Origin of the sequence: Marinobacter sp., from assembly GCF_041687235.1 — a bacterium.
In the GTDB taxonomy this organism is placed as follows: domain Bacteria; phylum Pseudomonadota; class Gammaproteobacteria; order Pseudomonadales; family Oleiphilaceae; genus Marinobacter.
In genome coordinates this window covers 26,215-39,816 of the sequence record NZ_JAWLCH010000005.1, presented here as the reverse complement: position 1 = coordinate 39,816, position 13,602 = coordinate 26,215, and the positions used below count along the sequence as shown (strand labels likewise).

Below are 13,602 nucleotides of genomic sequence, written 5' to 3'. Positions count from 1 at the left end.
CATGCTGATAAGTTGATACGGCAAGCGTCGTTAATGATCGTTTCTTGATTTTGCCTTAGCGGCCAACTCTACCACTTTGCTCTTCTGCTCCTGTTCAGCCCAGTTTTTACCGCTAACAACCAGATCAATAAAATCGGCAGGCGGTAACGGGCGGCTGAAATAGTAACCCTGCCCGAATCGGATCTGAAGAGATCGTATAGCTGCAAGGTTTTCCTCTGTTTCAATGCCTTCTGCGACAATCTGCATACCGGCGTTATCCGCAATAAGTGGAATATAGCTTGTCAGCGAGTCTTTGACATTGCCTGGGGTTAGGTGGCTGACAAGTGATTTATCGACCTTGAGGTAGGAAAGAAATGCTGACTTAAGGCGACTCATGTTCCCATAGCCGGTACCAAAATCGTCTACAGAAACCTCAATACCTATGCGGTTTAATTGCTCAGTGAATTCACGGTACTGATGCTCCGATATAGAACTGTCTTCAGTAACCTCCAGACAAATTTGCAATCGTTCGTCAGCCAGTGCCGGATGTGACTGGAAGAACGACACCATTTCCTTATTCAAATTTGACGGAAAAATGTTGAATGAAAGTTTGAATCTTTTTCTCCCAGTAACTTTGAGCTCGCGAATGCCCGAGTACGCCTGATCGAAGATCATTTTGGAGAACTCATTCATCAAGTTGTTTCTGGCAACGACCGGTATAAATTCCGCGGGGGACAGAGGGCCATAACGATCTTCAAGGCGAGCCAGAACCTCACAACCAGCTATATGCCCGGTCTCAAGATCAACTATTGGCTGATAAGCGCAATGGAAGGCGCGTTTGTTGATGGCCGCTAGAGACCGGGCGGCAGCCGTTGACGACCGATTAACCTGCCATCGAATCAACGATGAAAACCAAAACCCCAGCAGTAGGGTTATGAGAGAAAGAACCACCAGGATTGGGAAGTGCTCAGCGATGATGGCTTCCCATGGGATCATAATGACGACGCAAATGTTGAAACTGTTTGAACACTCTATTGAGACAATGCCATGACGGCCGCCGCTTCCATCAGAGTATTTGCGGTAGAGGCCGTCTGAGCCACTGATCGTGAAGGGCCCGCCATTGGTGTAAACGAACTCCCAGAGAAACCGTGTTCTTCCCCTTTCTTCGATAGGGAATGGTTCAACAAAATAGATCAATTTGCCGTTTGAAAACGCAAGTGAAGGATCAATCCCATCATTTTCGATGAGATCTCGCGAACGCCAGATTCGACCTTTTTCTGAAACCGGAATGAAGTTCTCTGGGTCTATCGATTCTTCTGGCAGCACATCTGTCATGGCTGTACACGCAACACCTTCTTTGCCGTAAATACCAATGTCCGAAATTCCGGCGTTCACGAAGACGTAACCCCTTAAAATTCGCCTGCTTTCACTACTACAACTGAGATTCTCGACACCCGCTAAAGCCATAGACGTTGAGTTAATCCTGCTGGAAATCTTTTCAATGTCACGAATGGTCTGGCTGGCGAGGTAGGAGTTCTCAAGGCTTACATCTCTGGCAAGATAGAGATATCCGACGACGGCACATAGTGCCGCCGCCAGAAGCCAGGCCGAGCAGGAAATAAGGACAGTTTTTAGGGTGGCGTATGCAATTTTGCGCACAGAAGGCTCTCTTACCTAGTAGTAGTGGTACTCGCCTTCAATCCCTGCGCCCGTAACACGAACAAATCGTTTGCTCTTGACGTTACATTCCCTTCTGAGGTCATACATGGGGTCGCTCTGCCGGTCTCGGGCGGCTACGTATCTACCGTCAGGTCTTGGAAACCAGTGACTACAACTTTTACCACTGTGATCGTAGTGCTCTTCGATGATCTTCGATTTTCGGCAAACCCTTCCAACATAATCCCCTCGTGCGTTTTGCCGGCGCCCCCAGTCCAGGCACACCTGGTGACGGGGGATAAATCTAGCGACTCCGCGCTCAGGCTTGGGTAAGGCTGCGTTGTTTTGCCCACCACCAACATTTGGTCCTGACTCCATCTTGCAGCTCGGGAAGCCTTTCCCCTTTGAAAGTCGTTTGTAGAGCTTCTTCAGAATCGGCTTGCACTCCTGCGGAGTGCCCTGATTGGCCGCCAGACAAAGCAGCACTTCACAGCCAAAGCTGGCCTTGGCCTGGGGTGCTCCGACAAAAAGCAAGACTGCAAGGCTCATGCTTAGGAATATTTTCACTGGACTGCCTCTTTTTTGCACAACTGTCTTCCGCTAGAATATTATAACTGTAGCAGCCAAACAAGTTGCCAAAGCTCGAATCTTAATCACTGCAGGTAATACAATGCCGCTATCCGCAATCTCCAAAGAAAATGCCACAGAAGACCAGATTTCTTTTTTAGAAACCGAATTTGCTGGCGGCATCTATGCGGTTGGAGGGCTTTTCTACGAAGATGAAAAAGGGTTCTTATACCCGGGGTTCAAATATCCTTACTCGATGAACGACGGAACAGAGCTGACATTTCACATTGGCTTTAAAACCGTCAGTGGCGAAACGCCCATTTCGGCAGATGATACCTGCATTGTCATGCTTGAGGTGCCCGACCATTCGATATCCACTCAAACCGCCAGCAGCGTTTTACTTCGCAAAATGATGAGCACCCCCAACGCTTACATTGTGTATGCCGCAATCTCAACAGTGCTGGCGGAAAATGGTTCCATCGATCTTCTGGCACGTATAGAGCGTGAAATGATTGATGATCTCCTTGTCGACGACATGGCAGATGTAGATCCGGATGACTTGAGAGATCAAGTTTGGAGGGCTCACAAGTGATAGGCAGAGGTCTGGCCATCATTTTGATTGGCGCTTTATCTAGCCAATCTGCTGCGGCCGATTGGGAGGCCTACGATCACCTTTCAGAACGGTCAGGAAACTGGACGGTGTACGATCGCAAGGCGGGCGTTACCGGTCCTTCCGACACGCGAACCTTCTTGATGGCGTCCGTGCATTGTGCCGGGGAGAACACCGACGCGCTGAGGCTTAGCTTTGGCAGTCTCATTTCCCGGGTATACCGACTGTACTTTGTGAGTGAGCTTGTCCCGGCCATACAGGGCAACAGGGCAGACCTGTCAATTTCAGTCGACGATGGTGAAAAATTCCCGCTTCAATATCACAACGCCTCGATCGACAATCAGAATCAATTGACTGTATCTGGAATGCTTGTCAGCGAAAACTCGGAATCAGAAGCACTGAATGCCTTGATGTCGGGGCGCCAGGCGACATTCAGTCTGAGCTACAATGGGAACCTGCTCTTAACCCAGAAATTCACGCTCTCAAACTCCTCGGATGCGCTTTCCAGCCTCAAATGCCCAGAACCCACCACTACAGTTGCTGATAGCCAGAACCCTATGGCCGCCGACCAGCCGCTGTAAGCGGCCGTCTCATAAGATCCCTCGCACGTAGCCACTTTCATATCGCTTAGCGGTATCTGCATCGATGTATTCAGATTCAGTAAATGCTGCTGACTCATGGCCCAAGTCTTCCGATACATCCCTCAGTGGGCGCTTGTTATCGATGATGTCCATCGAGGCCCCGGTGTGCCGGAGAATGTGAGTTTTCTTCGCGGTCTGCAGGAGTTCGGCTGACGCATCCGGCATGCCCATATCGACATACCGGCTTGCTGCCAGTGTCATGCTTTCTTCGACAATCCGCTCGACAGTCCTTTTGCTGAGTACGGGGTCTTCTTTTCCTCGCTTCGCAATTAACGGTGATGTTTCCCCGGGTGAGGGCATTGGAGGAAGGCCTCGATATTCACGGTACCGTTTCAGGTAAGGGATATAGGCCTTCGGCAATGGAATTGCCCGGTCCTTGTCCCCTTTGCCTGACACATTCAACTCCCAGTATCGGGTATTACCAAGTGTCGTTATCTGAAAGTCACCCATCGTCGGAGCCACATACTGTTCGGAGTCGGGATCTCCATGAGGGGCAAGCTCGAAAACTCGTAGGTAGAGAGTCTTCATAGTGACAACGATGAACAAATTGATTTCGTAATAGTTGTCCTGGTCGGCCGCCGCCAGCAGAGTGTCATGGACATGGCGCCACTGATCGGATGTTAATCGTGGTGCCGTGGCTTTGCGGCCCTTTGGCGACATGGGTGAGCGGCCAGCTCTTTCTGCCTTGCTGGCCTTCTGAACCCTCTTGGTTGCCTCGAGCATGGGAGAGCGATTCAAATATCCTGTAATGGTTAGCCGTTTGAAGAAGATGGATATGCTGGCAACTGCTGCATCGATCGTGCTTTGTTTGCGAACCTTCCCTGCATCGAAGAAGGGGCGCCATTGATCGTTTGCTTCCCGGCGCCCACCGCGTGTCACGAAACCTCTTAGCCGGCCTTGCTCTGGCGTCGTCGCCCAGTTCTTTGGCGGTCGCTTGATGATATTGATGTAGGCATCAATGTCGTCCCCATTCAGCTCCTTGAGCGACTTACCCCGAATGCACCATGCGAAATTCAGGAGCCTCTGCGCTTCACCGCGGAACTGAGCGAATGAGCCCGGGGTAGCTGTATGCTTACTCAGGAACTTCGCGGCCTCGAGCCAATCAGCTCGGGCCTGGGGGTGTTGTCTATCAAGAAACTGATCGAGGGTAGGGTAGTCCTCCAGGCTGTCTATCTGACCTTCCAGCAACTTGGCTGTATCGAACAGAGGGTGCCCCGGGAAAGTTTTTCTGCTCATTTTCAGGATCTCGAATCTTGTTGTTTTGCTTTCATGGCAGCGATTCTGGCGTAGGCAGCCCGGCCCCGGGAAACGTATTCATGGCCACAGGTATTGCAGCGGCACAGAACACCTTGGCCCCGAGTCTTAACCACCTCGACATTGAACCAGCGCCAGAACGTGGGGCTGAAATTGCTCCGGGCGTACATATAGCTCCATTTTGCTTTACATTTGGAGCAGTACAGGGCGCGTACCGGCGTAGAACGTCCCATTATTGTTGTGGCTCTCTATCGGCGCGGTTTTCGATCATTCCGTCTCGGACCATTTGCTGAAGTTCCGTGATACTTACCGCCCGGGTTTTCTCCAGTTTGGCCTCAAGTTCTGTTTTCTTCCCCGGGAAAAGTTTCTTCTTCAGCCGGTGAAGTGCCCGAATCTGACGCTCAACTTCATCCTTCTCGGCTTGCGTGCAGTTGCTGATGGCATCGAGAAATGTTTCACGATCCTGCAGGGCCCACTCGATGGCCATAAGCATGGTGTCGCCGTAGGAATTCAGATGCATATTCACCTCCCGCTCAACGCGGTTTAGTGCCGGACAGGTTCAAAGACCTCGTATCCAGCGAATAACTTGATTGTCCGATCGCTGCTATCCCATACAGCTACCGGTGTGCCGTTGTTGGCCAGTGACATCTGCCTGGCCTCGGCCTCGGCAGTTTCCCGGCAATCAACGACCGGATCCTGTGGCTGCGGGTTCAGATATAGCCCGTAGCGGAAATCTCCTCTGAGTTCACTCGCCACGCTCCAGCCCTCCATCCATTGTCGACGTGCCGCCGTCACCCCCATCAACGTGACCGTCGACGTAGGCCAGTACCAATTTTTGGCCTTGTCCATCATCAAAGCGGAGGGAGCCGGTGCCCGAACCTCCGAATAGCTCAATGCCAAGACTGTCGGCCTCACGCAAATACCGGCTAAGACCCTGCGCAATTCGCTCTACCTTCTTCGGGTCGAGGCCGGCGTGCACACACTCGGGGACGTTTACAAACATTCCGCTACTCCCATACTGTGCCAGACATACCTATTACTCTTTCCTTTTGCGGTTACTTACCGTCTCGAACCCAGCGGCGAACACGCAGTTCACAACCGGATGTCAGGGCTACACCATTGGCCATACCCACATGAGTTGCCCTTTGCTTACACCCGCAGCTGCAAATCTGGCGACTTCTGCCGGGTGCTTTGACCATGTACCGTTCGTGCTCAGATGCGCTACCCCAGATCACCACTTCAACTCTCCCATTAAGCCACGCAGGCTAAGAACTCAGGATTAACCATGAGAGATGGATTACCGGCGAACCGGAACGATCCACCGTGGACATATTCATGCATGCAGTCGGTAATCAGCCATCTCCGGTTGGCGTTCTCAGCCCCGACCGCCGTGGTCAGGCTCCCGCCAAATGGATCTACCACCAGGTCACCCTCCCGCGACATCAGTCGAATCAGAAACTCCGCGAGGCGCAGTGGGTACGGGGCTCCATGTACCGGTAATCCTGCGGCCTTCGCCGCCTTCTTGTAGGCAGACTGAGAAGGGCAGTTGTGAGGAAACCGGAGAATGTTCTTCGGAATCTTCCCCGGCGTCTCATTTGAAAACGCTCCGGCCGGGCGGCTGTAAGCTCCATCAGAATAGGATTTGGCTTCTTTGGTACCGCCAGCTCGAATCAGAGACAAGTGACGCTCTGAGTGCGGCTCCAGAACCCGGCGGTTATCGGAGATGAGCTGGGAAGGGTCATTACTGAACCAATATATCGGTTCCCAGGCAACGTTCAGTTGCTGGCGGGTTTTACTGGCCCACTGCACCGGCCCGGGCGGCTTGCAAGGGTTCTCCCATACCAATTCGTCAATTTTCCAGAGACCGAGCTCTTCCGCCAGCGCTATTACCATTTTTTCTCGGTATAGCGATCGCGCAGGACTGCCGGGCTCAAATATGTCATTGGATACGTTCAGACAGATGCTGCCACCGGCCACCAGGTTCCTGGCGATTGGGCGGATGCTGTCCACAATGAATTCGATGTACTCGTTTAATGAAGGGTTGCCGTATGCCCGGGATTCCCGGAGCGGGTAGGGCGGTGACGTCAGACACAGTGTTATAGGTGTGTCTATAGACTCAAACACGTCACTGCTTATTGACCAGAGGGCCGCGCCGAGTTTAGTTGAGAACGCTACCATTGACGCCTTGGGCTGCGCCTGGCGAAGTTTGATTTTACCTTTACCCGTCAGAGTCCATTCACCGCGAGTCGCTGTACGTTTTAGCAGCCCGGCAGCTTTCAAGGTCTGCTGGTGCCAGCGGATCTCTCGCTTAAGCGTGCTTCTGGGTGAGCCCTCAGCGCCAACCGGTACACGCTCATTCATCACATCCAATGGTATTCCGGCTTCTCGTGACACACGACGGTAGAGGCTGGCATTGTCGACAGGACCTTCAGCTTTGGCATAGACAGTCTTTACAGCGTTGAATAGCGAAAGCTGCACGTCACACTCCTAATTCATCCTAACCTTAGCATATTCTTCAATACTTCCTGCATGTTATCAAGTGTCATATAACTTTATTATTGCATTTGATTAATAGATTACTTTGGGAAGGGGGGGGCTTCGAAAACAAGCCATCTGAATTCAGTTTGAGTGCCGTATCATCTAGGTAAAAAAACACAGACGATATCTTTACTGAATTCGTAGTGATTGATTATGATATTTCTATATCCACTAAAAGACCAGATTGCGGAGTGGTTCAAATTCAATGACAGAGGCTTGTCCGGGCAGGTAGGTTGAACTATAATGGAGTTTATTAGATCAATTCTCCACGTCAGGGAATACGATATGCGGACCAATATTCTTCGGGTTTCTGTTTTTTGCTTGGCAGCGACCGCAGCGTTTGCAGCGAGCGCTGAAAGCATTTATCAAGTTGAGCGGGCCGGGGGTGTTGATGCTACCGGCGGAAACGAAGACGGCAGCCTCAGAGGATACCGAAGCAAGTCTTTTAGTGACCTGGCATCACTGACTGCTCCGAACCTCTCTCAGATGCAGGATCAAGTGACGAACTTGACCCAAAAGGTTGAGAACAACTATACGAGCATGCAGGATCTGATTACCCGCATTCAAAACAACGAAGTAGCCACAAGTAATGCTTTGGGCGCGGCTCAAGGCGCACAGGCTACCGCTGACACAGCGCTTAGTCGAGCCAATTCGGCTTACGCTAGGGCGGATGCGGCGTACAACAAGGCTACTTCTGCTCAATCGCAGGCATCAAGCGCTTATAGCCTGGCAAGTCAGGGCCCGAATGTTTACCTGCAGGACTACACCCACGAAACAGGACGCAGTGGCGACAAAACGTATTATTGCCGGGTGAAATTGGTGGTTGATGGAAGCGTGAAGAATGACATGCTTCTTCACGGAGGTAAATGCGGTAGGGACTCGCTACGTTGAAGTCTGTGCATCAGAACTTTGAGCAGAGTGTTTGATTTACCCGTTCCGGTAGCCCCGGAGACAGAACGGGTAGGCTTCATAGCCATTCCTGGCATAGGTTTTGATTGCTTGATTTGATCACTCATTCTTGACTCTCGCTTAAATCGGAATTATCGGAACTGCCCTAGATCTTACATCTGGCTCTGTCATACAATTTAGATTATATGACTTAGAGTGTGGAGTTACTGATGTAATAAAATCCTCTCCTCACGGACCTGATGGCCCCTTACTAAAACTCCCTTCTGAATTCATCGCCGGCAGGATGTTTCCCTTCAACTGGTATTCACGAACGTTCTTTGGCATCAACGCTTGGTAATTCCGAAACTCCTCCGGAGCTTTACCAAAACCAAAGTCCTCGAGCGCTTGTTGGTCGAGCCACATAAGGTCTGCCACCTCCCCATTTTCTGACCATCCCCAGAGCTGCCCGAAAATCTTAAAATCATGGTCAAAGTTATATGGGTTCTTTGTTAGGTGTTGTGCTGGTGGCTTTTCGATATCGATTGTCAGAATCCGGACATCTTCAAGTGAAAATGACAGGTACTCAATCTGATCGACCAGAGACTGTATCTCGCGTCCCATATTGATCACATCTTCCGGGTGTGCGATGTGATCTGCCAGAAGCTGCGCTTGAGCTTTGATGTAGTTGAGCGCCTCTCCCGCTACAGGGTTTTGCTCCTCTTTGGCTTGCACCCATATATGACGGAGTTGAATCAATAGATCCCCGGTGAGCTTTGCCGTAGCTGATGAGAATGATGGGCCATTTTCTATGAGGTCCAAAATACCTTTAATGGTGCCAAAAGGTTGGGCAGGTAGAATGCCGGCTGCATCGTTGGCCACGTCCCCTGCTCCGTTTTGTTTCTTGTCTGGCATCGCTGCACCACCAGGCGTCATGTCATCGATTCCGGACACAGTTTGGATCCAGGTAGAGTATGTCCCCACCGGAATTCGCTTGGCGCTAGATTTTACGCCTTCAACCATCGATTCGACTCGACCGGATACGTAACCGTCAAATACCGAAACCCCCTGCCTTCCCTGCTTCCGGTCCAGACCAAGAGCCATTCCTGCCGAATATATTTTTCTACCAAGAGGATTCGTTGGAAGTTGTCGCTTTGGGAGGATCTGAGGAATGAACTTGTCGAAATGCATCCCTGCCTGCCGGCCATACCGGTTGGTAAGGTAAAACATTTCGATGATTGGCGGAGATTTCCGGTTGTTGTCGAGATAGAGGCCCAGGCAGATCGAGGGATTCATGTCGACGCCATTGTGTACGGCACCCTTCCCCACCAAAACGTGTCGGTGTACCTTTTCATAATAAGGAGTGTGAACCATAACCACACCTATTTGGCAAACGGGCCCATAAATTTAGAGTAGAGCTTCGATTTTACCATGATGACAAATCGAGGATAGCTACGTTAAAGCGTCTCGCATTTATCTGCTCTGGCTGCTATGACGCTACACACCTGAGACAGGCTCAGCTAAAAAGCTCAAAAATGCCGCCTACAAGATCTCCCTTTGCCTCTGCTGTTTACCGACTTAAGGTTTATCACAAAATAACCGATCAAGACGTCCAGTCTTGGCTTGCAAATGAGCTCGCCCTCTGGGCTTCTCGGAAAGACAATGAATATCCAGATCAAATTGACGTCGACATCATTGAAAGTGGCGTCGAGCTTTTGTGGCGGCCATAACAACAAGCAAGGGGGCAAGAAGCCCACCGTCAAACACTATATTTTGTCCTCCCGGAAGGCCAGCAACCCGCGGTCACTGGCCTTTCCCTGTCTTCATAACCACCCAATTCCTATCCGGGCTTCCGCTTGATAGGCGCCGTTGAGGTTTTCGCATCAATAGCGCCAATCTCTGAAAGCCCTACGTCTTTCTGTAAGCTTCTCAGGCAAACTCTTCCTGATGTTCTCCGGCTGTCTCTGGCTCCGGAGCTTTCTCTTCCGGGCCAACTTTCGGCAGCAGCCGGTCACGGATCTGGGCTTCCAGTTGCTGAGCAACCTCCGGGTTTTCTGCCAGGTAAGAGCAGGCATTGGCTTTGCCCTGTCCGATCTTGTCCCCGTTGTAGGCGTACCAGGCACCGGATTTTTCGACCAGGCCGGTGTGGACACTCAAATCGAGGATTTCGCCGTTACGGTTAACGCCTTTGCCGTACAAAATCTGGAACTCGGCTTGCTTGAATGGCGGTGACACCTTGTTTTTCACGACCTTTACGCGGGTCTCATTGCCAACAATGTCATCACCTTCTTTTACGGCACCAATCCGGCGGATATCCAGGCGCACAGAACTATAAAATTTCAAGGCATTTCCGCCACTTGTGGTTTCTGGCGAGCCGAACATAACACCGATTTTCATTCGTATTTGGTTAACGAACACCAGCAAGCAGTTGGAGTTTTTAACGTGACCGGTAAGCTTTCTCAGAGCTTGCGACATAAGGCGGGCCTGAAGGCCAACATGGCTGTCGCCCATTTCGCCTTCAATCTCGGCCTTTGGAACCAGTGCAGCTACCGAATCGACGATAATCACATCCACGGCTCCGGATCGTGTAAGCATGTCCGCAATTTCGAGGGCCTGCTCACCGGTGTCGGGCTGGGAAAGAAGCAGGTCATTAATGTTTACACCCAGCTTTTCGGCATAAATCGGGTCAAGAGCATGTTCGGCGTCGATGAACGCACAAGTCTTGCCCGCCTTCTGTGCCTCTGCTACAATTTGAAGGCAAGTTGTTGATTTACCGGAACTTTCCGGGCCATAGATCTCGCAGATTCTGCCGTATGGCAGGCCGCCAATACCCAGCGCAATATCCAGCCCGAGGGATCCGGTAGAGACAGATGGCATCATTACTCGGGGTTGATCGCCCATTTTCATAACGGCACCTTTGCCGTATTGCTTTTCAATTTGCCCCAGGGCTGCAGCAAGTGCCTTCTGGCGGGATTCGTTCTTCATATCGGTCATCTGTATTTCTCCTGTTTGGTCCTAACCTTCAATACAAATGATAATTTAATTTCTTTGTTCAGTCAATCTGCAAGGTTGTGCAGACCAGAGAATACACTGTCTTGAGTAGCTGGCGGTCTCCAAACCGTTGTTGGACTCCACTATTTCTTCCTTCTCGGCAGACCCGCCTGAGAGCATTTTTCAAGCTTTCTGAGACATCTATTGCAGTAGTGATAACAACCTATACACTTGGTCAAGTCATCTAGTTATATTGCACGAAACTTCCTTGCACATTTAGACAAGCCCATGAAACGCACTGTCACAACCAATCAGAACCAGGACTTCTCCAACCAGTATCTGTTCGAGCTTTGCGTGCTCACTGCTTTCCTCTTGTGGGTAACCGCGGTCACTGTGGGGATGATTTCGGGGCAGACCGGAAATCCAGATCAAGGTATCGCTCTTGCGCAGCACAAGGAAAACCTGATCTTTCTGGGCGGCCTCTTATTTGGTGATGCTGTCTTTTTGAGGAAGCTTGCCAGAGCCCTTAAAGCACGCTTTTGGGCACGCCGCTGAAGTTGCCGGATAGCCATAAAAGCGTTTGAGTGTGGCGCTCTATGGAGCTCCAGTTTAGGCCTGTCGAGACAGGCAAAATGGTTTGTGCCCCGGGCTTCAAATCTGGCACTCGGAAAGCTCTGCAATGCACCGTATACTGTATGCATAGACAGTAAAGGAGCAGGCAGTGAGACCCCCGTTTGATATCCCCGCAATTGACACAAAAGCTGTGTCCACGATGTATTCAGACAAAGTACCGGCAGGCTTTCCCTCACCGGCTGCAGACTATGCAGAGAGGCCGCTGGACCTCAACGACTATTGCATAAAGAAACCGGCCGCAACGTTCTTTGTTCGCGCCCAGGGCGACTCTATGCGCGGAATTGGGATCTATGACAACGACCTGTTGGTAGTGGATCGTAGCCTGAGCGCGACTCACCGCCGCATTGTCATTGCGGTGGTTGATGGAGAGTTCACGGTCAAGAGGCTGGATCTCTCGGATACTGAGCGGCCGGTTCTGCGTGCCGAGAACCCCGACTATCAGGATATCCACCTCAAAGACGGCAGCGAGCTCCAGATTTTTGGTGTTGTCCGGAACGTAATTCACTCCACGCTGGACGTATGAGCACCCCCACTAAAACCGTATGGGGTTTGGCAGATATAAACTCGGCCTACTGCGCGTGCGAGCAGCTATTCAACCCCAAACTCCGCAACAGGCCGGTAGTCGTCGCCTCAAACAACGACGGCTGCGTGGTGGCTCGGTCTCCGGAAGCAAAGGCTCTTGGGATTAAGATGGGGGTGCCGGTCTTCGAGGTGAGACACCTGCAGAAATCTCACGGGCTGGAAATATGCAGCTCCAATTATGCGCTCTACGCAGACATGTCGGCCCGGTTTATCCAGACCCTACAAGAGTTGGCGCCTGAGGTGATGCCATACAGTATCGACGAGGCGTTCATGGACCTCACCGGCATTAATGCTGCAGTGGACCTTGAGGAATTCGGGAGAACGATCAAAGAGACGGTTGCTCTCTATACCGGTCTCCCTATCTGCGTTGGCATTGCCCCGACCCCTACCCTGGCGAAGCTGGCTAACCACGGCGCCAAGAAGTACCCCGGGACCAGGGGTGTTGTAGACCTGACCAACAGGGAGCGCCAACGGAAATTGTTGAACCTGACGCCGGTTGAGGATATTTGGGGCATTGGCAGGAAGCTAAGCGCCAGATTGAATTCCGCAGGCATACGAACTGGGCTGGAGCTGGCGGATGCTGAGACGACGTGGATTCGCAAGGAATTCTCAGTCGTTGTTGAGCGCACTGTCCGGGAGCTAAACGGGATTACCTGCCAGGAGATGGAAGCGGTACCACCTACCAAGCAGCAGATCATTTCGAGCAAGTCGTTTGGCTCTCCAGTAACCGAGCTGGCGGACATGCTGGATGCGGTATCGAGCTATGCCACCCGGGCGGCCGAAAAGCTCAGGGGCGAAGGCCAGGCCACAGCCCATATCACTGCTTTCCTATCCACAAGTCGTTTTGCCGGCGTCGAACGCTATTCAAATTCGGCTGGCACTCCACTGGCGCATGCCACACAGGACACCCGAGTCATTATCCAGGAGTCCCTGAACCTGATCCGCAAGATCTGGAAGTCGGGCTTACGTTACAACAAGGCGGGAATCATGCTGGGAGACTTCCGGGCTCCAGGTAATGAACAGGAAGATCTCTTTAGCGAGGTATCTGACTCGAGCAAAGACGAAGCCCTTATGCACCTGATGGACACTATCAATTCCAGGAATGGAGCCGGGACGTTGAAGCTTGGCCGCAACTCGGGAGGCAAAGGTCAGTGGGCTTTGAAGAGGCGGAATTTGTCCCCGGCCTACACAACAAGATGGACTGATATTCCCAAGGCCCGGTAATTCAACAGAATTGGCGTTGAGGTTTTGTGCAATTCTGGACAA

13 protein-coding genes are annotated in these 13,602 nt (G+C 51.6%); 6 read left to right on the top strand and 7 right to left on the bottom strand.

Features of this window, described 5'->3' with window-relative positions; translation table 11 throughout:
• Positions 1-30: 30 nt before the first annotated feature.
• Complete coding sequence (locus ACESMK_RS08710) at positions 31-1,638, bottom strand: EAL domain-containing protein (RefSeq protein WP_372997286.1); 1,608 nt, start codon at positions 1,636-1,638, stop codon at positions 31-33.
• 667 nt (positions 1,639-2,305) lie between these two features.
• Between ACESMK_RS08710 and ACESMK_RS08705 the strand changes: the two genes are divergently transcribed.
• Together ACESMK_RS08705 and ACESMK_RS08700 are read left to right on the top strand one after the other, a co-directional pair.
• Positions 2,306-2,794 (top strand): hypothetical protein, encoded by a 489-nt coding sequence (locus ACESMK_RS08705; protein WP_372997284.1) that lies wholly within the window; start codon positions 2,306-2,308, stop codon positions 2,792-2,794.
• Complete coding sequence (locus tag ACESMK_RS08700) at positions 2,791-3,393, top strand: hypothetical protein (protein ID WP_372997282.1); 603 nt, start codon at positions 2,791-2,793, stop codon at positions 3,391-3,393. The genes ACESMK_RS08705 and ACESMK_RS08700 overlap by 4 nt, the downstream gene beginning before the upstream one ends.
• Before the next feature lie 9 nt (positions 3,394-3,402).
• On the opposite strand, the gene ACESMK_RS08695 is transcribed toward ACESMK_RS08700, so the two are convergent.
• The 4 genes from ACESMK_RS08695 to ACESMK_RS08680 all read right to left on the bottom strand — a co-directional run bounded on the left by ACESMK_RS08695 (position 3,403) and on the right by ACESMK_RS08680 (position 7,185).
• Positions 3,403-4,689 (bottom strand): tyrosine-type recombinase/integrase, encoded by a 1,287-nt coding sequence (locus ACESMK_RS08695; RefSeq protein WP_372997280.1) that lies wholly within the window; start codon positions 4,687-4,689, stop codon positions 3,403-3,405.
• A gap of 250 nt (positions 4,690-4,939) precedes the next feature.
• On the bottom strand, positions 4,940-5,227 hold the full coding sequence (locus tag ACESMK_RS08690; protein ID WP_372997278.1) for a hypothetical protein: 288 nt from the start codon (positions 5,225-5,227) through the stop codon (positions 4,940-4,942).
• A gap of 225 nt (positions 5,228-5,452) precedes the next feature.
• On the bottom strand, positions 5,453-5,710 hold the full coding sequence (locus tag ACESMK_RS08685; protein WP_372997276.1) for a hypothetical protein: 258 nt from the start codon (positions 5,708-5,710) through the stop codon (positions 5,453-5,455).
• Positions 5,711-5,958: 248 nt separating this feature from the next.
• Positions 5,959-7,185, bottom strand: coding sequence for a DNA methyltransferase (locus ACESMK_RS08680; protein WP_372997274.1), 1,227 nt, complete (start codon positions 7,183-7,185; stop codon positions 5,959-5,961).
• A 345-nt stretch (positions 7,186-7,530) separates the two neighbouring features.
• On the opposite strand from ACESMK_RS08680, the gene ACESMK_RS08675 reads away from it, so the two are divergent.
• Complete coding sequence (locus ACESMK_RS08675; RefSeq protein WP_372997272.1) at positions 7,531-8,136, top strand: hypothetical protein; 606 nt, start codon at positions 7,531-7,533, stop codon at positions 8,134-8,136.
• 246 nt (positions 8,137-8,382) lie between these two features.
• Here ACESMK_RS08675 and ACESMK_RS08670 read toward each other — a convergent pair whose 3' ends face one another.
• Positions 8,383-9,426 carry a hypothetical protein gene (locus tag ACESMK_RS08670; protein ID WP_372997270.1) on the bottom strand — a complete coding sequence of 348 codons (1,044 nt, stop codon included), beginning with the start codon at positions 9,424-9,426 and terminating at the stop codon, positions 8,383-8,385.
• Between the two features lie 633 nt (positions 9,427-10,059).
• Positions 10,060-11,115: a recombinase RecA gene (recA, locus tag ACESMK_RS08665; protein WP_372997800.1), complete on the bottom strand. Its 1,056-nt coding sequence runs from the start codon at positions 11,113-11,115 to the stop codon at positions 10,060-10,062.
• Between the two features lie 294 nt (positions 11,116-11,409).
• On the opposite strand from recA, the gene ACESMK_RS08660 reads away from it, so the two are divergent.
• The 3 genes from ACESMK_RS08660 to umuC all read left to right on the top strand — a co-directional run bounded on the left by ACESMK_RS08660 (position 11,410) and on the right by umuC (position 13,560).
• Positions 11,410-11,676, top strand: coding sequence for a hypothetical protein (locus ACESMK_RS08660; RefSeq protein WP_372997268.1), 267 nt, complete (start codon positions 11,410-11,412; stop codon positions 11,674-11,676).
• A gap of 217 nt (positions 11,677-11,893) precedes the next feature.
• Positions 11,894-12,277 (top strand): LexA family protein, encoded by a 384-nt coding sequence (locus tag ACESMK_RS08655; protein WP_372997798.1) that lies wholly within the window; start codon positions 11,894-11,896, stop codon positions 12,275-12,277.
• 26 nt (positions 12,278-12,303) lie between these two features.
• A complete protein-coding gene (umuC, locus tag ACESMK_RS08650; protein ID WP_372997266.1) occupies positions 12,304-13,560 on the top strand; it encodes a translesion error-prone DNA polymerase V subunit UmuC in 1,257 nt (418 codons plus the stop codon).
• Positions 13,561-13,602: the final 42 nt, after the last annotated feature.

Bases quoted from the DNA above. Each gene is read 5' to 3' on its own strand.
- ACESMK_RS08675 (WP_372997272.1), top strand. From the start codon at position 7,531: ATGCGGACCAATATTCTTCGGGTTTCTGTTTTTTGCTTGGCAGCGACC.
- ACESMK_RS08670 (WP_372997270.1), bottom strand. From the start codon at position 9,426: ATGAATCCCTCGATCTGCCTGGGCCTCTATCTCGACAACAACCGGAAA.
- ACESMK_RS08660 (WP_372997268.1), top strand. From the start codon at position 11,410: ATGAAACGCACTGTCACAACCAATCAGAACCAGGACTTCTCCAACCAG.
- ACESMK_RS08690 (WP_372997278.1), bottom strand. From the start codon at position 5,227: ATGCATCTGAATTCCTACGGCGACACCATGCTTATGGCCATCGAGTGG.
- ACESMK_RS08695 (WP_372997280.1), bottom strand. From the start codon at position 4,689: ATGAGCAGAAAAACTTTCCCGGGGCACCCTCTGTTCGATACAGCCAAG.
- ACESMK_RS08705 (WP_372997284.1), top strand. From the start codon at position 2,306: ATGCCGCTATCCGCAATCTCCAAAGAAAATGCCACAGAAGACCAGATT.
- ACESMK_RS08655 (WP_372997798.1), top strand. From the start codon at position 11,894: ATGTATTCAGACAAAGTACCGGCAGGCTTTCCCTCACCGGCTGCAGAC.
- recA (WP_372997800.1), bottom strand. From the start codon at position 11,115: ATGAAGAACGAATCCCGCCAGAAGGCACTTGCTGCAGCCCTGGGGCAA.
- ACESMK_RS08685 (WP_372997276.1), bottom strand. From the start codon at position 5,710: ATGTTTGTAAACGTCCCCGAGTGTGTGCACGCCGGCCTCGACCCGAAG.